This is a genomic window from Saccharopolyspora sp. NPDC003752, assembly GCF_053605825.1.
Map to the genome: position 1 here is coordinate 1 of NZ_JBSGJZ010000027.1, position 20932 is coordinate 20932.

The 20932-nt window shown below is 70.5% G+C and carries 18 protein-coding genes; 7 read left to right on the top strand and 11 right to left on the bottom strand.

All coding sequences use genetic code 11. From position 1 onward, the window contains the following. From ACWEV3_RS29110 to ACWEV3_RS29130, 5 genes are all read right to left on the bottom strand, one after another. Positions 1–1333: serine/threonine-protein kinase (locus ACWEV3_RS29110; RefSeq protein ID WP_452616932.1), on the bottom strand; the 1333-nt coding region annotated here is incomplete at its 3' end. Between the two features lie 466 nt (positions 1334–1799). Further along, entirely contained in the window at positions 1800–2492 is a 693-nt protein-coding gene (locus tag ACWEV3_RS29115; protein WP_452616933.1) for a hypothetical protein, read from the bottom strand. 189 nt (positions 2493–2681) lie between these two features. Further along, positions 2682–3626 carry a hypothetical protein gene (locus tag ACWEV3_RS29120; RefSeq protein ID WP_452616934.1) on the bottom strand — a complete coding sequence of 315 codons (945 nt, stop codon included), beginning with the start codon at positions 3624–3626 and terminating at the stop codon, positions 2682–2684. Positions 3627–3660: 34 nt separating this feature from the next. Then, complete coding sequence (locus tag ACWEV3_RS29125; RefSeq protein WP_452616935.1) at positions 3661–4386, bottom strand: PIG-L deacetylase family protein; 726 nt, start codon at positions 4384–4386, stop codon at positions 3661–3663. 149 nt (positions 4387–4535) lie between these two features. Continuing rightward, positions 4536–4853, bottom strand: coding sequence for a hypothetical protein (locus ACWEV3_RS29130; protein ID WP_452616936.1), 318 nt, complete (start codon positions 4851–4853; stop codon positions 4536–4538). Between the two features lie 231 nt (positions 4854–5084). On the opposite strand from ACWEV3_RS29130, the gene ACWEV3_RS29135 reads away from it, so the two are divergent. Beyond that, positions 5085–5885: a 3-hydroxybutyrate dehydrogenase gene (locus ACWEV3_RS29135; protein WP_452616937.1), complete on the top strand. Its 801-nt coding sequence runs from the start codon at positions 5085–5087 to the stop codon at positions 5883–5885. An 82-nt stretch (positions 5886–5967) separates the two neighbouring features. Here the strand turns inward: ACWEV3_RS29135 and ACWEV3_RS29140 are convergent, their stop codons facing one another. Further along, positions 5968–6273, bottom strand: coding sequence for a chorismate mutase (locus ACWEV3_RS29140; protein WP_358580699.1), 306 nt, complete (start codon positions 6271–6273; stop codon positions 5968–5970). A 297-nt stretch (positions 6274–6570) separates the two neighbouring features. Next, complete coding sequence (locus ACWEV3_RS29145; protein WP_452616938.1) at positions 6571–7290, bottom strand: DedA family protein; 720 nt, start codon at positions 7288–7290, stop codon at positions 6571–6573. A gap of 272 nt (positions 7291–7562) precedes the next feature. Between ACWEV3_RS29145 and ACWEV3_RS29150 the strand changes: the two genes are divergently transcribed. After that, positions 7563–10046, top strand: coding sequence for a UvrD-helicase domain-containing protein (locus ACWEV3_RS29150; protein WP_452616939.1), 2484 nt, complete (start codon positions 7563–7565; stop codon positions 10044–10046). A gap of 116 nt (positions 10047–10162) precedes the next feature. Continuing rightward, positions 10163–10561 carry a nuclear transport factor 2 family protein gene (locus ACWEV3_RS29155; protein WP_452616940.1) on the top strand — a complete coding sequence of 133 codons (399 nt, stop codon included), beginning with the start codon at positions 10163–10165 and terminating at the stop codon, positions 10559–10561. 80 nt (positions 10562–10641) lie between these two features. On the opposite strand, the gene ACWEV3_RS29160 is transcribed toward ACWEV3_RS29155, so the two are convergent. After that, positions 10642–11541 (bottom strand): LysR substrate-binding domain-containing protein, encoded by a 900-nt coding sequence (locus ACWEV3_RS29160; RefSeq protein ID WP_452617040.1) that lies wholly within the window; start codon positions 11539–11541, stop codon positions 10642–10644. 185 nt (positions 11542–11726) lie between these two features. Between ACWEV3_RS29160 and ACWEV3_RS29165 the strand changes: the two genes are divergently transcribed. Beyond that, positions 11727–12752: a YncE family protein gene (locus tag ACWEV3_RS29165; protein ID WP_452616941.1), complete on the top strand. Its 1026-nt coding sequence runs from the start codon at positions 11727–11729 to the stop codon at positions 12750–12752. Here ACWEV3_RS29165 and ACWEV3_RS29170 read toward each other — a convergent pair. Further along, entirely contained in the window at positions 12716–13066 is a 351-nt protein-coding gene (locus tag ACWEV3_RS29170) for a VOC family protein (RefSeq protein ID WP_452616942.1), read from the bottom strand. The two genes, ACWEV3_RS29165 and ACWEV3_RS29170, sit on opposite strands and share 37 nt — an antisense overlap. Before the next feature lie 202 nt (positions 13067–13268). Next, positions 13269–14897, bottom strand: a complete 1629-nt coding sequence (locus ACWEV3_RS29175; protein ID WP_452616943.1) for a class I SAM-dependent methyltransferase — start codon at positions 14895–14897, stop codon at positions 13269–13271. 93 nt (positions 14898–14990) lie between these two features. Here ACWEV3_RS29175 and ACWEV3_RS29180 point away from each other — a divergent pair, with 93 nt between their 5' ends. Then, positions 14991–15458 (top strand): GbsR/MarR family transcriptional regulator, encoded by a 468-nt coding sequence (locus ACWEV3_RS29180; RefSeq protein ID WP_452616944.1) that lies wholly within the window; start codon positions 14991–14993, stop codon positions 15456–15458. 684 nt (positions 15459–16142) lie between these two features. On the opposite strand, the gene ACWEV3_RS29185 is transcribed toward ACWEV3_RS29180, so the two are convergent. Next, positions 16143–16964, bottom strand: a complete 822-nt coding sequence (locus tag ACWEV3_RS29185) for a M23 family metallopeptidase (protein WP_452616945.1) — start codon at positions 16962–16964, stop codon at positions 16143–16145. 555 nt (positions 16965–17519) lie between these two features. Between ACWEV3_RS29185 and ACWEV3_RS29190 the strand changes: the two genes are divergently transcribed. After that, the gene (locus ACWEV3_RS29190) at positions 17520–19157 is read left to right on the top strand and encodes a hypothetical protein (RefSeq protein ID WP_452616946.1); all 1638 of its coding nucleotides are present in this window, start codon (positions 17520–17522) and stop codon (positions 19155–19157) included. Between the two features lie 604 nt (positions 19158–19761). After that, positions 19762–20928: an ADP-forming succinate--CoA ligase subunit beta gene (gene sucC, locus ACWEV3_RS29195; protein WP_452616947.1), complete on the top strand. Its 1167-nt coding sequence runs from the start codon at positions 19762–19764 to the stop codon at positions 20926–20928. The last annotated feature ends 4 nt before the right edge of the window (positions 20929–20932 follow it).

The following is a 20932-nucleotide window of genomic DNA, read 5'->3' on the forward strand; positions in this document are numbered from 1 at the left end:
GCGGAGTCGTCGGCTTCGTCGTCGGCTTCGTGGTCGGCCTCGTCGTCGGCTCCTGCGTCTGCGTCGTCGGCTTCGACGTCGTCGGCGTGTTGGTCCGCGTGTTGGTCGGCTCCTGTTCGGAGGTGGTCTCCGCCACCGGCGGCGGCGGGAGCGGGTTCATCTCCGAGGTCGTCGGGTTCCCGGTGTTCTCCGGCGGCTTCTGGCTGTTCATCAGCGCCGAGGTCACCAGGACCGCGATCACCGCGACGGCCACCAGCGCGATGCCCGAGATGACCACGGGCCGCTTGTTCTTGCGCGGCTTCTCGTAGATCGCCGCATCGCCGCGGGTGTCGGAACCCATGTACGAGGTGGCGTCCTCGTACGACTGCTCCGAGTAGGGCTCTTCCTCGTAGTACGCGACGGTGGTGCCCTGCGAGCCGACGACGCTGGTCGGGGCCATCTCGGGCTGGCTGGACTCCGGAGCCAGCGCGGGCGGGATCGGCGCCGCCATGGTGGGGATCGACGTCACCGAGCCGCCGTCGGCGACCGACTGCAGCATGTCCCGGACCTGCGGCATGTCCGGCCGGTCCTCGACGCGGGCGGCCATCATCGCCATCAGCGGCTGCGCCATCGGGCCGGCCTGCCGGGGCGGTTCGATCTTCCCGGCCGCCACCGCGTGCAGCAGCGCGAGGGTGTTCTCGTTGAGCCCGAACGGCGGGTGGCCCTCGATCGCCGCGTACAGCGTGGCGCCGAGCGAGAACACGTCGGACGCGGGCGTCGGCTCCTGGCCCATCGCCACGTCGGGCGAGAGGTAGGCGGGCGTGCCCGCGAGCATCCCGGTCTTGGTGACCTGCACGTCGCCCTGGGCCCGCGAGATGCCGAAGTCGGTGATCTTCACCTGGCCGTTGTCGCCGAGCAGGATGTTGCCGGGCTTGATGTCGCGGTGCACGACACCGGCGGCGTGCGCCGCACCCAGCGCCGACGCGACCTGCGCGCCGATCCGCGCCACCTCGCGCGGCGGCAGCGGCCCGTGATCGGACATCATCCCGGCCAGGCTGACGGAGGGCAGGTACTCCATGACCAGGACCGGCTGACCCTCGTCCTCGGCCACGTCGTAGACCGAGATCGCGTTCGGGTGCTGGAGTCGGGCCGCGATCCGGCCTTCCCGCATTGCCCGCTGCCGCGCTTCCTCGGCCTCACCCGGATCCAATCCGGGCTGCAGCAACAACTGCTTGACCGCGACCGTGCGGTGCAGGCGTTCGTCGACACACTCCCACACCACGCCCATCGCGCCACTGCCGATGCGTCGCTGCACTCGGTAGCGTCCGGCGACCAGGCGACCTTCGTCGCTCACCGACGTCTCCCCGTACTGCTATCGATGCTCAGCAGGCACCGCGAATCCCGGGGATAATGGTCCCGGGTACGGCCCCACCGAACATCGGCGGATTTGGCGGACCGGCTCCGGCCCTCCGACATGTACACGTTCTCCTCGCGGTTCGGGCTCGTCGAACGTCTCGAACCCAACCGCGATACGGGAGCCTAGCCGACGCCAGGTCGGCGTAGGCCCGAAGTCGAAAGATCCGTGCAACCGGATCCGACGGTACGCCGGCGCTCCCGCGCGGTCGGCCGAACCGGATTCTCCTCACAGTCGTTTCCGCTGGTGATGTCGGTCCTGGGGGGCCGCGGGCGACGTCCCGATCGGGCGGCACACCGGTTGCGCTGGGCAACGATATCGGTGCGTCCGGTTCATCCTGGTACGGCGGCGGGCGTTTCAGGGGGCTCGGGTCGTTGCCGCATTGTTGTGCGCGGCCGGTCACGGTTCATCGGGGCGCGATGTGCCGGGCACCGAGCAGTTCGGCCCCGACGATCCGCGGGGAGGCGTCGGATTCGACGGTGAGCAGCTGGCGCAGCACCACCCGGTGCCCGTCCGGATAGCGGGCCTTGACCTCGGCCAGCACCACCCCGGCCGAGGAGGTCCGAACCTGCAGCTGCGTCGATTCGACCGCCTGCCAGGCGCTTACCAGCGCCGCCTGCTGCCCGGCGAGCAGCTCCGGCGCGGCCAGCGAAACGGCCGAGCCCGGGTCGTGGTCCAGGCGGCGGTAGAACTCGTCGACCAGGTTGAGCGCCGATTCGTGACTGCCGGCCGCGGGGTTCGCGGTGCCCTGCTCCACGGCTTCCGGCGCATCGTCGGCCCCGCCGAAGCCGGCCGCCGCGGCGAAACCGCCGTTGGCGTCGAACGGCCAGCCGGCTGCCCGGACCAGATCCGGGCGCAGCGCCAGCACACCGGTGATCGGGGCGGCGGAGGAGACCGGACGCGGCGCGGCGGCGGGCTGCGCGGCGAGCCTCGCGCCGATCGCGGCGGATACGAGCAGCAGCAGGGTGCCCAGTACGCCGAAGGCGATCCGGCTGCGCAGCGGGGGTGCGTCGGCAGCGGGGTCGGGCATCTTGAGCAGTTCGTCGGCGATCCGCTCGTGCTCCGGTGACAGCGGCTCGCGCTTGATCAACTCGGCCACGGTGATCGTGCCCGCACCGCCGCGCCGCCTGCTGGTCGAAGGATGTTGCTGCACTCGCTCGCCCGCCCTCATGAGTTCGCCGTAGAACTCGTACCGCGCCGACGTTCGGATCGCGAAAGGCTTACCGCGGAGTTCACCGGAAGGGGTGCGCGCGAGGACTCGAACGGAGCAGCGGATCACGAGCAGTGATCAGGCGATCCGCTCGTCGGAGGTGATCAGCGGCTCGTCCTCCATCGTGTACCGCAGCTCCCGGCGCTGCGTCTGCACCGTGCCGTCCGCCATCGTCAGCCGGACGGTGTGCAGCGTGCTGGTCGGGGTCGCGTAGCTCTCGACGACCTCGACCGACTTGGCGCCCGAATACCTCGCGGCGAACGCCTCGTAGCCCTCGGCGTGCAGCGACCCGGTGGTCAGCGCGTATGCGCTTCGCAGGTCGCCGCGGCCGATCGCGGCGTAGTACTCCTCGCCGCGCCGCTTGACCGGCCCGGTGTCGGCGAACAGCAGATTCGGCCGCTCCGACGTCCGCGTCGGGCTGGGCGTCGCCGGGGTGGTGCCGGAGGTCGGCGGGCCGGGAGCGCCCGGGGCGGAGCTGCCGATCGGGTTCGGGGGGAACGGGATGCCCCCCGGCGTGGCCATCGGCGGCGATGGCTGCAGGGGAGGCAGCGGCTGCACCGAACCCGTCGCTCGCACCGCCTCGGGCCGGGTCGGGTCGCCGGTCAGGTAGTACGGATCCGTCGGCGGCACCGGCGGGTACTCCCCGCGAGGCATGCTCGGCAGCTCCAAGCCCTCGATGGTCGTCGACCCGCCGGCCAGCAGCGTGGTGGCGAACATCAGCCCGCCCAGCGCGGCGGCCGACGAGGCGATCGCGAACCAGGCCGCCTGCCGCCAGGTCCGCGGCGGGGTGACCGACGCCGGGACCATGCCCAGGTCGAACTTGTGCAGCCCGCCCACCGGCATGGTGTCGACCAGCGGGTCGGTCGTCAGCCGCGCGCCTAGCGCGTGCGCCGGCCGGCGCGGGCGGACCGCCGGTGTCCACGACACCGGGGGCCCGACCCGGTGCCGGCCGTGCGTGGGCGGTTCCGGCGTCGGCGGCCAGTCGAGCTGGCCGCTCCAGCCGAGGGTTCTGCCGCTGTGCATCGGAGATCTCGACTTTCTGCCACTCGCGGGGAGTTCACGACGTGTCGACAACGTGGAATGCCTCGGCGAGCCGGCCGGCCATGCCGTGCCGCTCGGCCGTTCGTGCCAGGTGTCGCCGGATCATGCCCTGCAGGTCGTCGAGGTGCGCGGTCTGCGACCGGTGCGCGGCCAGCGCCGCGAGCTTCGCGTCGAAGTGATCGGTGATGTCGACCGCGTGGTTGATCCGCTCTTCGGGCGACTCCGACATCCACAGCTCGCGCACCGTCCACGGCTCCAGTCCTTCCCGCAGCAGCTCGGGGTGGGCGAAACCGTTGCGCGCGTCCGGGTAGATCGCGGCCAGGGTCGCCTCGCCGACAGCTCGGTGGTCCGGGTGCGACGTCGGGAGGTGCGCCCAGTTGATCTCCGGGGAGTGGCTGATGACCCGGTGCGGGCGGACCTCGCGGATCACCTTGGTGATGTCCCGGCGCAACTGCAGGTCCGCGACGACCTGCCCGTCCCGGTAGCCGAGGAAGCGCACGTCGGAGACGCCGACGGCGGCCGCGGCGGCCCGCTGCTCGTCCTGCCGGATGCGCGGCATGTCCTCGCGCGGGGTGTCGTCGAAGCCGCCTGCATCGCCTGCGGTGCACACGCAGTAGGCGACCTGCACGCCGTCGGCGACCCAGGACGCGACGGTGCCCGCCGACCCGAAGTCGACGTCGTCGGGGTGGGCGGTGACCACCAGGGCGCGGAGTGTCGAGGACGTTTCCGGCGACGTGGTCATGGTCACAGCCTAAGGGGCGGGCGCAATGACTCCGGTCCGGGGTCGCTCAATCACGCATGGTGATCAAAGAGGCCTTTCGGTGTGAATGAGTACACCGAAAGGCCCAATGTTGATCTGGCATATGACTGCTCAGCGTGCTGAGCGTCCGATCAGAACTGCCCGCTGCGGAACCTGCCCTGCGTCGACTGCAGCGCCTTGAGCGAGGCGACACCGCCGCCGCCGCCGAGGATCATCGCGAAGATGTCCGCCCCGGCCGAGTCGCCGGAGCTGATCAGCAGCGCCAGCAGCGTCACGCCCAGGCCGACGCCGGCGATCGGGAACCGCTTCCGGGCGAAGTCCACGGCGGGCTGGCCGCCGGCGCGCTTCTTCGCGGCCGACGTCAGCATCGCGAGGTAGCCCGCGTGCCCGGCGGCGACGAGCACCCCGGCCAGCGTCACGAGAAAGGCCACAAGACCAAGAACACCCATGACCACAGTCTGCCTTGTTTCCGCCGTGCCCGGTATGGGTGATATCCCGGATATGCCGCGCGCGGGTCGCGGGTGGGCGGAATCCCGGGGGCTCCGGGGTGCCGCCGGAAGATCCGCCGAATGCACTACTGCGAAAAACGCCCGGTCAGCCGCACTGCCGCGGCGGCCGGTGGAAAAGGTTGTGGTTTGACCCTGGATTGAGATGGGACTCACGCCTTAGGTTCTCAGGCTATGAGCGATCGGTTGGCCGGGTCGGTTGGTGCGAGCTCTGCGCGATCCAGCACCAACGGCCTGGATCTGGGGGACAAGCGAGCACTCGTCACGGGTGCGGCGAGCGGGATCGGCGCGGCGGTGGCCCGCCGGCTGGCGGCGGCCGGCGCAGAGGTCATCGCCGTGGACCGGGCGGCCAAGGTCGAGGACATCGCGGCCGAGATCGACGCCGAGGCCAGGATCGTCGACCTGGCCGACCTCGACGCCGCCGCGGCGCTCGGCGAACGGGTGGACATCGTGGTCAACAACGCCGGTTTCCAGCACGTCGCGCCGATCCACCGGTTCCCCGCCGACACCTTCAGCGCGATGCTGCGGGTGATGGTGGAGGCGCCGTTCCGGATCGTGCGCGCCGCGCTGCCGGGCATGTACGACCGCGGCTGGGGGCGGATCGTCAACATCTCGTCCGTGCACGGGCTGCGCGCGTCGCCGTTCAAGAGCGCCTACGTGACCGCGAAGCACGCGATCGAAGGGCTGTCCAAGGCGACCGCGCTGGAAGGCGCCGCGCACGGGGTGACCTCCAACTGCGTCTGCCCGGGCTTCGCGCGGACTCCGCTGGTGGAGCGTCAGATCGCCGACCAGGCGGAACTCCTGCGGGTGCCGGAGGACCAGGTCCTCGAAGACGTGCTGCTGGCCCGCACGCCGATCAAGCGCCTGGTGGAGCCGGCGGAGGTCGCCGAGCTGGCGGTGTGGTTGTGCGGCCCGGGCACCACGTCGATCACCGGGGCGTCGTTCCCGATCGACGGCGGTTGGACCTCGCACTGAGCTCTTCCCGCCGGGCTGGTGGGCGGCCCTGGGCTGCCCACCAGCACGTTCGCCGTCGGAAACGGGACTGAGAACGGTCGTGTCAGTGGCCGAGGCGGCCGCGGCCCAGGCGCAGCAGGATCATCGCGAGCTCACGGCCCTCCGGGCCGAGTTCCCGGTAGCGGGCGAGCACGTCCATCTCGCGGTTGTAGACGATGCGCGGTCCGCCGGCCGCCATGCGGGCCTGGCCGACCTGTCGGGAGACCTCGGCGCGGCGCTTGACCAGGCGCAGGATCTCGGCGTCCAGGTAGTCGATCTCGTCGCGGAAGTTGCTGATGGCCTCCGCGGCGGCCTGCGTGGCCGAGGCGGGCTCGGACTTCGGCTGGTCACCGTCCACAGTGGCGTTCATCGGGCGTTTTCCTCCGGATTCGGCCCCGTCCCCGGCCCCCGGAACGCGCGAACGCCCCGAGTCCGAGGACCCCGGGGCGTCGTAGTGGTTTTTGAGCTCACGCAGCTACGGGCGCCGGAGTCCCGGGCCCGTAGAAAAACTCGTAGGTCTGCGTTCGCACGCGACCAGTCTGCCACAGCCGGTATCGGCCTGGCCATGAGGTGGGCCCATCATCCCAACGGATGGACAATGGCGGTTGTCGATCACCAGTTCGAGTTATTCGGTGGAAATGTGCCGGGAGCAGCGCGGATCTTGGAGTCATGACGACCGAATCCGCTGCAGGCCAGCGTCCCGACCAGCACTCCGGCCAAGACTCCCGGCGGCGTCCGCGCCGGTCCGTCCCGCCGCCCTCCGCGCGGACTGCCGACGCGCGCTGCGGATCACGAAGATGCCCGCCGCAAGGCCACCGGCACAGGTCAGCGCGAGCACCGTCCAGCCGTAGCCGACCGCCCGGGCGGCCTCGCCGAGCGCCACCGCGACGATGGTCTGCACCGCCGACCACAGCGCGCCGGCGGCCGCCGAGAGCACCAGGAAACGGCGGTACGGCAGCCGCAGCGTGCCGACCACCGCCGGGACCACGGCGTGCACCACGGCGACGAATCGCGTCGTGATCAGCGCGCGCCCGCCGGTGTCGTGCACGACCGCCTCGGCGGCCTGCCAGCGGCGCGCCCCGATCTTGCGCCCGACCCACGTGTTGCGGAGCCCGGGGCCGATCAGGCGGCCCAGCCAGTAACCCCCGCTCTGTCCGATGACGTTGCCCAGCACGGCCGCGCCGAACAGCGCCGGTGCCCACCGGGCGCCGAGGACGGCGATGGTGAGCAGCAGCGTCGCCTCGCCGGGGATCAGCAAACCGATGAAGAGGGAGGTTTCCAATGACAGCAGGACCAGCGCCAGCAGCACGCACAGCCACGGGTTCAGCGTCGCGGCCCACGCGATGAACTCCCGGATCGCGGCATCGATCTGGCTGATCAGCTCCATGGGGCGCGTTCCGTTTCCGTGGCGGTTTCGGCGGTCGGAACTCACCTTCCAGGCCGGCCGCGCGCGGGGGATCGGGGTAAGTCCCGGGGCGGTCCCTGAGTTTCGCGGCCGGGGATTGGGCCAGAGCTGCGCCGGGCACGCCGTCGGTGGGCCGGATTCGGCTCCGGGCCTCGGGTGTCGGTGTCCGAACCGCCTGGCGAGCCGATCCGCGCGTCCGGTTCGGGCACCGGGATTCGGGTTTTGTCCGGGCACGCCGGTAACGTGGAGCAACGATGAGCACCCCACTCGACCTCCAGTGGCAGAGCGATCTTCCGCAGCACGGATCGCCGCAGTCGGACGAATCCGGGCGCGCCTCGCGGTCCGGCCCGGATCCGGACGCCCTGCTCAACGGCCTGAACCCGCAGCAGCGTGACGCGGTGGTGCACACCGGCTCGCCGCTGCTCGTGGTGGCCGGCGCCGGGTCGGGCAAGACGCGGGTGCTGACCAACCGGATCGCCCACCTGCTCGCGGGTGGCGTGCACCCGGGCCAGATCATGGCGATCACCTTCACCAACAAGGCCGCGGCCGAGATGAAGGAACGCGTCGTCGATCTGGTGGGTCGGCGGGCCAACGTGATGTGGGTTTCGACGTTCCACTCCATGTGCGTCCGGGTGCTGCGCCGTGAGGCCAAGAACCTGGGGCTGTCGTCCAACTTCTCGATCTACGACTCGGACGACTCCCGGCGGCTGATCACCATGATCGCGCGGGAGCAGGACCTGGACTCCAAGCGCTATCCGGCGCGCACGCTCGCGGTGCACATCTCGAACCTGAAGAACGAGCTGCTGACCCCGGAGGCCGCCGCCGAGCAGGCGGGCAACGACATGGAGCGCAAGGTCGCCCAGGTCTACGCGGGCTACCAGCGCCGGCTGGTCGAGTCCAACGCGATGGACTTCGACGACCTGATCATGCGCACGGTGGAGCTGCTGCAGGACCACCCGGCGGTCGCGGAGTACTACCGGCGGCGCTTCCGACACGTGCTGGTCGACGAGTACCAGGACACCAACCACGCGCAGTACGTGCTGGTGCGCGAGCTGGTCGGCACCGGGACGACCGACGGCGGCGTCGAGCCGGCGGAGCTGTGCGTGGTCGGTGACGCCGACCAGTCGATCTACGCCTTCCGGGGCGCGACGATCCGCAACATCGAGGAGTTCGAACGCGACTACCCGCAGGCCAGGACGATCCTGCTGGAGCAGAACTACCGCTCCACGCAGACGATCCTGTCCGCGGCCAACTCGGTGATCCGGCGCAACCCGAACCGGCGCGACAAGCGGCTGTGGAGCGATGCCGGGGACGGCGAGCGGATCGTCGGCTACGTCGCGGACAACGAGCACGACGAGGGTGCGTTCGTCGCCGGCGAGATCGATCGGCTGGTGGACGAGGGCGACGCGACGTTCAACGACATCGCGGTGTTCTACCGGACGAACAACCAGTCCCGGGTGTTCGAGGAGGTGTTCATCCGGCTGGGCCTGCCCTACCGGGTGGTCGGCGGCGTCCGCTTCTACGAGCGACGCGAGGTCCGGGACGCCTTGGCCTACCTGCGAGTGCTGGACAACCCGGACGACACGGTCAGCCTGCGCCGCATCCTCAACGTGCCCAAGCGCGGCATCGGAGACCGGGCGGAGGCCGTGGTCGCCGTGCACGCCGAGCAGGAGCGGATCTCGTTCGCCGCCGCGCTGCGGAAGGCGGCGGCCGGACAGGTTCCGCTGCTCAACACGCGGGCCCGGAACGCCATCGCGGGCTTCGTGGCGCTGCTCGACGAGCTCCAGGCGGTCGCGGCGGAGTCCGATGTCGCCGAGATCCTGGAGAAGGTGCTGGAGAGCACCGGCTACCGCGCCGAACTGGAAGCCAGCGACGATCCGCAGGACGCGACGCGGGTGGAGAACCTGACCGAGCTCGTGACGGTCGCGCGGGAGTTCACCGAGACCCTGGCGGGAGCGCCGGTCGGCGAGTCCGCGGCCGAGGTCGATCCGTCGGCCGAGGCGGTCGTCTCGGAGGCGGTGCCGGCGGCGGAGGACGCCGAGGAGGCGGCGCTGGGGCTGCCCGCGGACGACTCGCTGTCGGCGTTCCTGGAGCGCGTCTCGCTGGTGGCGGACGCGGATTCGCTGCCGGAGTCCGGGGACGGGGTCGTCACCCTGATGACCCTGCACACCGCGAAGGGCCTGGAGTTCCCGGTCGTGTTCTGCACCGGCTGGGAGGACGGCGTGTTCCCGCACTCGCGGGCGCTCGGCGACCCGGCCGAGCTGGCGGAGGAACGGCGGCTGGCGTACGTGGGCATCACCCGTGCCCGGCAGCGGCTGTACCTGTCGCGGGCGCTCATGCGCTCGGCGTGGGGGCAGCCGATGACGAACCCGGCGTCCCGGTTCCTCACCGAGATCCCGGACGAGCTGATGCACTGGCGCCGGATCGAACCGGAGCGAGCCGCCCCGCAGGTGCGCAGCACCTGGGGCAGCCGCGGCGGTTTCGACCGCACCGGGTCGGATTCCGCCCAGGCGGGGCTGGCGGAGCGCGGCATGCGCAGCACCGGCATGAAGGGCTGGAAGGACACGGTCGCCATCAAGCTGGCGGCCGGCGACCGGGTCACCCACGACAAGTACGGCCTGGGCACGGTGCTGTCCACCGAGGGTGAGGGGCCGCGGGCCACCGCGACGATCGACTTCGGCAGCTCCGGCACGGTGCGCCTGATGCTGATCGGCAGCGTGCCGATCAGCAAGCTCTGACCCGGCGAGCCGCCCGGTGTCCTGAGTAGACAATTCTTGCGGCGCGGTGGAATACCCGGCGGCCGGCCGAGGTTTGGTACTGCGATAGCAGGAAGCACAACCTTGTGAGGCGCGTCGTGAGCGAAACCCGGGCAGTCGTGGACGAGTTCTACCGCCGACTGGGCGACGGCGAGATCGGCTCGTTGGCCGACCTCTTCGCCGACCGCATCGAGTGGGACATCTACGGTGCGGACGACGTGCCCTGGACCGGGCGGCGAGCCACGCGGGAGGAAGCGGCGGAGTTCTTCACGTCGCTGCACACGCATCTCCAGCCGGAGGAGTTCGCGGTGGAGCGCATCCTCGTGGACGGGGCGGACGCGGTCGTCCTCGGCCGCATGCGGCAGATCGTCAAGGCGACCGGCAGGCCGTTCGCGTCACCCTTCGCCTTCCACTTCACGGTGGAAGGCGGGAAGATCACCCGCTACGTCACGTACGAGGACAGCCTGGCCCTGGCTCGCGCCTTCGGCGCTTCCTGAACCTCCAATGCGCTGCAGGGCATCGGAACCCTGCAGCGCCCGCGATCGAGATCGCTGCCGTGGTGTCTGCCGGGAGCCGGTCAGGGAATCGCGCCGCCGGCGGAGTCGAGGCTGGCGACAGTGTCCCGGATGCGGGCCCGCAACCACTGGTGGGCCGCATCCGCGTCATTGCGGGGATGCCACGCCATGCCCACCTCCAGCGTCGGGAGGTCCAGCGGCACCTCGAAGGTGTGCAGCCCGAGTCGTCGTGCTGCGGATTCTGTTGTCAGGCAGACGAGATCGGTCTCCCGCGCCAGCAGTAGTGCGGCGGTGTGGCTGGGCAGCACGACCGCGACTCGCCGCTGGATCCCCAGCTCGGCCAATCGCTCGTCCACCGGCCCCCGCGCGTGACCGCGCCGCGAAACGCTGATGTGCTCGGCCGCGCCGAATCGCTGCGGTGTGACCCGGCCGCGAGCCAGCGGATGCTCGGAGCGAACCGCGCCGACCAACCGCAGCGACGTCAACGGCGCCGTGCAGGTCTCGGGATCGAGGTGCTTGAGCACCCCGAGTTCGACATCGATCAGACCGTCGCGCAGGGCGCGGGTGTCCTCGACGGCTTCGGAGGCGAACCGCAGCGTCACTCCCGGCGCGTCGTTCCCGGCCGCCGCGAGCAGTCCGGGCGTCAGCGCGTCGATCAGGAGATCGCTCGTCTGCAAGGTGAAGGTGCGGGACAGCGTGGCGGGGTCGAACGCCGCGCCACGGCTGAGCAGCGTGCGCGATTGCTCGATGACGGAATGCACGTCGTCGCGCATCGCTGCGGCGAACGGCGTCATGACCATGCTCTGACCGGCGCGCACCAGGATCGGATCGTGCAGGATGCGGCGGATCCGGCCGAGCGTCCGGCTCATGGCCGCGGGCGAGGTCTGCAGCTGTTCCGCGGCGCGCGTCACGCTTTGCTCGTGCAGCAGCGCGTCCAGTGCCACCAGCAGGTTCAAGTCCATTGTGGACACTTGGAACTCCATTATGACGTCGGTCACAGCTGTCGCGAAGGGTGTTGGCCACCAGCAGTATTGCGCGCGGGGCAAGTATTTCGTGCCGGCTTTGCCATCGCGACAACGGTTTGTCCGGCTCAAGGTGGAGATGATCCCGCACCGGCGGGAACCTTTCGACCTGAGGAGAACCGGCCATGCAGACCGGCGACGTGCTGGCAGTGGTCAGCCAGAGCGGCCCCACCGTGAGCTTCTACGACGCGATCACCCACCAGTCGCTCGGAACCCTCGAACTGCCCTCGGAGCCCCACGAGCTCTGCTTCGATCCCGAGCACCGGGTCCTGTACTGCACGATCGCTTACCACTCGGGCTACTACGGCGAGAACACCGGCCGGGCCCACGAGGTGGTGGTCATCGACGCTGATGCGCGCGAGATCGTCGAGGTCATCGACCTCTCACCGGAGCACGGCCCGCACGGGCTGGCGCTGGACGCCGAGAACCGGCGGCTGTACGTCAGCGTCGAGGCCGGGCCCGCCGGGCCGGGCGGCGTGGTCGTGCTCGACACGAAGACCCGCAAGCAGATCGGTCGCATCGACACCGAGGCGCCGGGCCCGCACTGGTTCGTGATCACGCCGGACGGGCGTCGCGGCTATGCGAGCAACAAGGAGGCCCCGTTCGTCTCGGCGGTCGACCTGGAGGCCGGCCGGCTGCTGCGCCAGGTGCCGGTCGCGGGCAGCGAAGGAATCGCCGTCACCCCTGACGGCAAGCACGTTTGCGTGGCCACGCCGAAGGCCGGGACCCTCGACGCCCCGACCGCCATCGAGGTGATCGACACCGAGACCAACGACATCGTCCGGACGATCCGCACCGGGGAGCCCGTGCTCGCGGTCCACATCACCAGAACCGGCACGCTGCTCGTCGGCGGGCTCCGGTTCGACGGCGACCCGGCCCTCATCCGGCAGCAAGCCGGGCGGCTGCTGAGCTACGCGCCGGGCACCTACGAGCCGCTCGGCAGCGTCGAGGTCGGCGGCTTCCCGCTCACCATCACGTCCTCGCCCGACGGTACGCGCGCCTACGTGTCCGCCGTGACATCCTCGACGGTCTCCGTCGTCGACCTCGAAACCCAGAGCACGCTGGCGACCCTGCCGATCGAACGGCGTGGCGAGCCCGGCGCGCACGGCCTCGCCTACATCCCGGCCGGCCGGGGGTGCTTGGGTTCGTAGAGCCCGATTTCGGCGCCGCTGGGCAGGCGGAGCGCGGTGAGCAGTCCCCAGCCCTCGTTGCTGACCGGGCGGGTGATCTCGACGCCGCTCTCCTGCAGCTCGCCGATGGTGACGGCGATGTCGTCGCACATCAGGTAGAGCTCGCAGGTGGGCTCGCCGTGGGTGGGATGGGTGGCGAGTTCCGCGGGCGGCAGCCCGAAGATCAGCCACCCGTCCCCGGCGTCGACGGAGTCGAACCCGAGCACGTCGCGGAGGAACGCCCGGTCCCGTTCGGCGTCCCGGCTGAACAGCAGCAAGTGCGCGCCGTTGATCATCGCAAACCACCTCCTGGCGAAACCGTGCCACGGCAGCGGGCGGCCCGCCGTTCCACGACAAGCCCGGGCGAGACGTCCGCTGCCGTACGGCACCAGAGCAGCCGCGCGAGCTCGTGGATCTCGGCGGCGGGAACTCGATGCCACCGGGTTTCCCGCTGAGGACACCAGGCAATCGACCGGCGCGTGGAACTGGCCCGTCGGGTCAGAAGCGGTAGCGGAGCATCCGGCCCATCCGCCGCATCGCGGTGATGCGCCCGGACGCGCGGATGGCGGCGCGCGCCGGGATCGGGTACCTGTCGAGTTCCGGCGCGTCGGTGAACGACCACTCGGTGACGAACCGCAGCCCGGGAACGCGGGATTCCAGCGCTCGCGGCTCGTCGATGCCCCAGTGCAGGCTCGCTCCGGCGTGGACCACCGCGGGGTTGAAGCGGTTGGACACCCGGACCCCCAGGCTGCTGAAGGCGTCGAAGATCAGCTCTCCGCTGGGGAAATGCCCCATGACGCGGCGCAGCAGCGCCAGACCATCCACTTCGGACAGGTACATCGTGAGCCCTTCGGCGACCACCAGGACCGGCCGGTCGCCGGGGATGCCGTCGAGCAGGCCGGGCGCGGTCACCGACGAGGCGATGGTGTGGTGGTGCGGGCGTTCCGGGAAGAGGCGGCGGCGCAGCTCGATGACGTCGGGCTGGTCGATGTCGTACCACTCGACGCTCTCCGGCGGGTTGATCCGCTCGAAGCGGCTGTCCAGCCCGCAACCCAGGTGCAGGACAGTCATGCCGGGCCGCAGGGCCTCCTCGACCCAGCGATCCAGAGCCTTGGCGCGCATCGCCACGGAACCGGCGTTGTGCGCGCGCAACTTGAACTTGCCGAAGTCGAAGTCGATGCGCTGAACGGCCTCGTCGGCGTGCCGGTCGCCGAGCATCGGGTCCGCCGACCGGTTGTCCAGCGCGCGCAGGTAGAGCGTGGCGAGCATCGTCGCCTGCGCGCCGGTCAGCTGGACCTTCTCGCGCTCCTGGTGTTCGAAGCTGTAGTGCAGCAGTCGCATGGCCTTGCGCAGCGGCGGGATGGTGTTCATGACCTTCGCGATCGTGCGGTCGGTCGCGCCCATCTTCGCCACGGCCGGCAGGTCCATCATCGGCAGTTCCTGCCGCAGCCGGAGGCCGGGCACGCGCAGTTCGAGGGCGTGGGGATCGCCGATGCCCCAGTGGAAGGAGGCGCCCGTTCGCTGCAGGAACCCGGAGAAGCGCGCGGCAGTCACGGTCCACGGCAGCACCGCGTCGAAGATCATCTCACCGATTTCGAAGCGCTCGACCAGCCGGCGCAGCAGGTCGATGCCGTCCGTCTCGGTCAGGTACATCGTCAGGCCCTCGGCGATGACCAGAGTCGGCCGCCCGGCCGGGATCTCGTCGAGCCAGTCCCGATCGGTCACCGATGCCGCGATGGTGCGGTAGTTCGCCGGGCCCTGCGGGTAGAGGCGGTCCCGCAGCTCGATCACGTCGGGCATGTCGATGTCGTACCAGCGCACGCCGGCGGGTACGGCGAGCCGGAATGCCCGGCTGTCCAGGCCGCACGCCAGGTGCAGCACCACCGCGTCGGGGTGCTCGGCGAGGTAGCGCGCCGCCCAGTCGTCGAGTTGCTTGGCCCGCAGGATCACCGCCATCTGATCTCCCGAGCCCAACAGCCTGTGGAAGTCGAAGTCGATGCGGTCGAGCAGCCGGTCCGCCGTCTCGTCGCCGAGCACCGGATCGGGCCTGCGGTTGTCCATGGCCCGGGCGTAGAGGGGGCCGAGGAGCGTCTGCTGAGCGCCGGTAAACCGGATCTGTTCGGTCACGCGGCCCAAGCTACACTTGTTTCACAAAGTCGTGAAATAAAGAAAACGTATAAAATCTTTCGAGTGATCGACACGGTTGCTGAGGATGGGGACATGGCGGAACGCGCGGGCGACGACGTGCTGCGGTTCGTCGAGCGGTTCGCCTTGGACCTGATCGGCGCCGGCTTCCCGCGCATGGCGGCACGGGTGTTCGCGAGCCTGCTGGTCGCCGACGAGGGGCGGCGGACGGCGAGCGAGCTCGCCGAGGTGCTGGACGTGAGCCCGGCGGCGGTGTCCGGCGCGGTCCGCTATCTGGTGCAGGTCAAGCTGGTGGTGCGGGAGCGGAGTCCTGGCGAGCGGCGCGATCATTACCGGGTGCTCGACGACGTCTGGTACGCGAGCATCGTCCAGCGCGACGCGGAACTGCTCGGCTGGGAGCGGACCCTCGCGGAAGGCGTGGCCGCGGTGGGAGAGGAGACGGGGCCCGGGAGACGCCTGGACGAGACCCGCCGGTTCTTCGAGTTCCTCCGCGCCGAGATCCCTGAGCTGATGCAGAAGTGGCACCGCGAGCGTGAGTCATGACCCTGCTCGACGGGCTCGTGCACTGCGCAACAGGCAGCTGACCTCGATGATCGCGCCAGATCGACCTGATCGCCGAGGCTCGATCGGAGCGCGCGGGGTAGGCCGGGGCGAGGCTGAATGGCTGCTGCTCGATGAAGGCGGCGACCTCTTCGGGACTCGGGTCCGGGCTCCTGTCGGACAGGGCTCGGTGATCCGGTCGATGCGGAAGGCCCCGCCAGTCCTCGCGCAGGTGCCAGAGCCGGTGTGGCTCGACCAGGTGCTTGCTCGCGGCGCGGTAGGTGAAGTTCCGGCCGGTGATCGCGTTGGCCGGCGTCAGCGGCACGGTCGTCGAGCCGAGGGCCTTGACCCGCCGCAGCCGCGAGGGCAGAACCTGTTGGAGCTTGGCCAGCCCCCGATGCCTTGCACGATGTTCCTCGCCACTAGGCGAAGGCAGGCCACGAACGGCCACGGTCTCCTCGCCATCGAGCAACAGGAGAGGCATGGCCTTGCCGGCGATCAGGCGGTAGCCGCCTTCCGCGCCTCACCCGGATAGCTGAGCCTCGCGGCCGGTCGATGTCGAGGCGGATGATGCGCGGGCCGACCTCCCCAGCGCACGGCGAGTTCAGCGACTTCGGCGTTCAGGCGGCTGGAAGCAGAAGTGGCGCCGACGGTCGTCGACGCCACTTCCGAACTCGCGCGGGATGCCTACGCGGGCGAGATGCCGCGGGCCTGCATCCAGGGCAGCGGGTTGATCTTCTTGCCACTGGTGTTCCACACCTCGAAGTGCAGGTGCGGGCCGGTGGAGAAGCCGCGGTTGCCCATGGTGGCGATCTGGTCGCCGGCCTTCACCTTCGTGCCCTGCTTGGCCGTGATGGTGTTGACGTGGCCGTAGACGGTGATCGTGCCGTCCTCGTGCTGCACCCGCACCCACAGGCCGAAACCGCTGGCCGGGCCCGCCTCGATCACGACTCCGTCGGCGACGGAATAGATCGGGGTGCCCTTGGCGTTGGCGATGTCGATGCCGTAGTGCGTGGTGCCCCAGCGGCCACCGAAACCGGAGGTGAAGCTGCCGTCGGCGGGAAGCACGTACTTCGGGGCCCGCGCCGCCTCCTCGGCGGCGATGCGGGCGGCGTCGCGCTCCTGGGTGATCCGCTCGCTCTTCTTGAGCTGATCCATCTCGGAGCTGACGTCGGTGGTCTGCGCGACCGGGAGCATCGCCGGAGCGGGAGCGCTGCCGCCGACGCCGGTGTAGGACTGGTCGGCCAGCGCGGTGTTGAACGAGGCCGATGCGTCCGACGGGTTGAAGTCGTCGTGGTCCGGGGCGGCGTGCCCTTCACCTGCGGCCATCGACTGCCCGGCGGCCGCGAAGGCGCCGGCTGCGACGGCGGCGACGACCACGCGGCCGCGCCAGACCGATGCGGGTGAGGAGCCCCGGGTCTTCGCCGGACTGCTGGAGGGGTCGTCGGGGGACGCCTCCGCACAGCCCGGGGAGTGTTCTTCGCCGCCGGGGGAGCGGTGTCGAGCCAATGCCTGCCCTTCCGTCTCGGGGAGCCGGATCACGTTTCCGGGCGGGGATCCCGGGGCCGGTCGGGGAACCAGCCGAAGGTTGTCCTTCGTGATCAGACCGTGACAACGGACCGGGGGACAGTAACCAAGGTGATCCCCTAGGGGCAAATCCCCGTCCGTGGTGTCGCGGCTACGGAACGTGCCCGATAGGCGTGCGGCGGGCCCGATTGTCGGGGTCGTGTGGATACTGGGTGTGGTCGTCGCGCAGCGGAGCTGCCAGCGGCTTCGTGATCGGCACGGGGTAGATCGATCGGCCCGCAGCTGACGACGACGTGTCTCGATCAAGTTGCCTCGCCGTAATGAAATGTGTTGCGAGTCACACTCCAAGAGCGGCTTGATGGGCACTCGGCGGTGCTCCGTTCAGTCGGTCCTAGGGGATGTCCCTGAGCGTGTGACCGGTGGGTGCCGCCGCCGTCCGGGGTTGCTAGCGTCTGCGCGGTGACTGCGCGGCCCGACCATCCGTCCGGCGGTTCCTCGGCTCTCGCCGCGAATCCGCAGCCCGATCTCGATATACCGATGCGACTGCGGGTCGCGATCGTGGTGGCCGCCGCCGGTGCTCTGCTCGTCGGCCTCGGTCCATTGCTCGGGCTCGTCGAGCCCGGCGCCTCGGCGGCATTCCTGGCATGGCCCCTTTTGCTGGCGCTCTCCCTGCTCGCCCCCGCGTTGGCCTTCGCCTTCGCCAAGCGTGGGCGACCCGGAACGGCGGCGGCCGTGCTCGTCGGCCCGGCGGCGCTCGCGCCCGGCCGCTTGGTGCTGGATCTGCAGTTCGTCGCCGACCCCGGTCTGGCCGCCCGGCCCGAGCTGCTCCGGGTGGAAACCCTCGACGTCCTCGCCCCTTCGGCCGGTGTCTGGTTGCTCCTCGCCGGGCATGTCGCGGCGATCGCCGCAGGTGTTCTCGCAGTTCGGGGCATCGGTCACGGTGATGAGGGCGCCGGTTCGCACCGGCAAGGCCTGCTCACGCTCGTGCTGTGCGCCGGCGTGATCGCGGCCGTCGGCGTTCTGATGGCGCCGTTCGCCTCCGAGGACCCGTACCTGTTGCCGCACCCGGCGCTGGACGGGCCGGTGGTGCTGCTGATCGGCGGCATCCTGCTCGCCGTCGCCGCGCCGAGCACCGCCGGATTCCTGGCGGGTTCCACCGACCCGGAGTTCGCCCGCGGCGGGCTGCTCGGGATGGCTGCGGCGCTGGCCTGCGTGGCCGTGCCGCCGCTGGTGTCCGCGGCGGTGCTCGACCAGGTCCAGCTGGCTTGGGGTCCGGTGCTCGTCGCGGCCGCGGTGATCTCGTTGGTAGTGCTGGCTGTGCCCGCCGGGCGCGCCGATTCCGGAGAGTCGACCGACGATCTCCGCCTGCCCGCGCTGACCCGATTGATCACCACCTCGGCCGTGCTCGCCCTGATCGCCGGTGCGCTGGCGCTGCTGGCGGCGGCCGCGCCGCAGGTGGAGATGCCCTTCGGGCTGCGCGACCCGTCGCCGTACCCGGCGCGGCTGCTGTGGCCCGCCGGCTTCTTGCTGGTGGCGCTGGGCATCGGACTGCTGCTGCCGCGCCTCGCCGGATGGCTGCGCCCGATGCTGACGGTGGTCTGGGTGGTGATTCCGTTCGCGGCGGCCGGAGTGCTCGACGCGGTCTTCACCGCCGTGCAGGCAGCGGACGCAAGCGCCGGGATCGGAGCCTGGGCGGCCGGGGTCGCGGTCTTGTTCGCCGCGTCCGCGGCGATCGTCGCGGCCATCGCCGGTGCGGTCGAACGCGACGACGTGGATCTGACGGAAATGGCGATGCACCGCATGGTGCTGGTTCCGTCGCTCCTCGCGCTGCTGCTCGGGGCCGGTGCGTTCAGCTTCCCGGTGCTCACAGCCCCGGACTACACGGCGCCCGGTGTGTTCACCGCCTTCGGGACGACGTCCTGGGGACTGGTGGTCGCGCTTGCCGCCGTGGTCGGAGCGGCGGTGCTGGCGCCGATGTGCCGACCGCCTCGCGCTGCGGCGCTGCTCTGCGCGGCGGCGCTCGTCGTGGCGGTCCGGGTGCTTGAGTTCCCGCTGACCGCGGAACGGCTCCCGGGCTCGGAGCCCGGCCTGGGTCTGTGGTTCGGGGCGGCCTGCGTGGTGGTGCTGCTCGGAACGTCGATCGCGGCCGCCCGGGTGCCTGGCGATCGACAGTAGTAAGGAACGCTTCCTGATCATGCCCAGCGGCCCCGGGGCGGAGTTCCCGCAGGTATGGGCCCCGGAGATGGTCGCCGGAGCTGTGGCCCGCGTCGCGCGGCGGGAGTGAACGCCCCGTTCGTCCCGGAGCCGCCCACCCCGGCAGTGCACGCTGGCTCCGGGTGGATGAGGCGAACGGCCTATTCACCTCATCTATCGGCGCGAACAGGCCGTTCGCGCCGCGCCAACCAGTCCATCGCTGGCGTGACGAGGTCGTGTGCGCCACCGTGCGGAATTCGCACGGTTCGTGTGCTCAGGGGAAACGCCGCGGTCGTGGAGGCGTAGGTGTTGAGCCGTTCGCCGCGGGCGGATCACTCGATCAGCCGCCTTGCCGGCGCCCGCGGCGCGGTCGACAATGCCTGGCACACCGTCACGGTGCGCTGTTCCGTTCGTCACCACGAACGTCGATATCGAGCCTGCGGAGCAGGCCAATCCCCGTGCTGGACGGTTCGACCAGGCCTAATGCCCAACCTCAGGTGAGGCAGTTCACCGGGTGCGCCGCCCCATGCGTCCTCGCAGGTCGATATCGTCACCGAGTCCGACACCGACGTCGCAGGAGAGTCGAGTGGACCTGTACGAGTACCAGGCGAAGGAGCTCTTCGCCTCCCACGGAGTGCCGACGCTGCCCGGCGCCGTGGCAACCGATCCGCAAGGGGCCAAGGCAGCCGCCGCAGAACTGGGCGGGCCCGTTGTGATCAAGGCCCAGGTCAAGACCGGGGGCCGCGGTAAGGCCGGTGGCGTCAAGCTGGCCGAGAACCCGGATGAGGCCGAGACCAAGGCCGGGGCGATCCTCGGCCTGGACATCAAGGGCCACATCACCCGCAAGGTGCTGGTCACCACCGCCTCCGACATCGCCGACGAGTACTACTTCTCGTTCCTCCTCGACCGCGCCAACCGCAACTTCCTCGCGATGGCCTCCGTCGAGGGCGGCATGGAGATCGAAGAGGTCGCGGCGACCAAGCCCGAGGCGCTGGCGAAGATCGCGATCGACCCGATCGAGGGCGTCGACCAGGACAAGGCGCGGGAGATCGTCACCGCCGCCAAGTTCCCGGCCGAGGTCGCCGACCAGGTCGCCGACGTGATCGTCCAGCTGTGGGAGACCTTCGTCGCCGAAGACGCCACGCTGGTCGAGGTCAACCCGCTGGTCAAGGACCCGCAGGGCAAGATCATCGCGCTGGACGGCAAGGTCACCCTCGACGAGAACGCCGCGTTCCGCCAGGCCAAGCAGGCCGAGCTGGTGGACAAGGAAGCGGAGAACCCGCTCGAGGCCAAGGCCAAGGAGAAGGGCCTCAACTACGTCAAGCTGGACGGCGAGGTCGGCATCATCGGTAACGGTGCCGGGCTGGTCATGTCCACCCTCGACGTGGTCGCCTACGCCGGCGAGAAGCACAGCAGTGTGAAGCCGGCGAACTTCCTGGACATCGGCGGCGGCGCCTCCGCCGAGGTCATGGCTGCCGGCCTGGACGTCATCCTCGGTGACCCGGCCGTGAAGTCGGTGTTCGTCAACGTCTTCGGCGGAATCACCGCCTGCGACGCGGTTGCCAACGGCATCGTGCAGGCGCTGAAGATCCTGGGCGACGAGGCCACCAAGCCGCTGGTCGTCCGGCTCGACGGCAACAACGTCGAAGAGGGTCGCCGCATCCTGGCCGAGGCCAACCACCCGGTCGTGACGATGGTGGACACCATGGACGGTGCGGCCGACAAGGCCGCCGAGCTGGCTGCGGGGGCATGAGGCC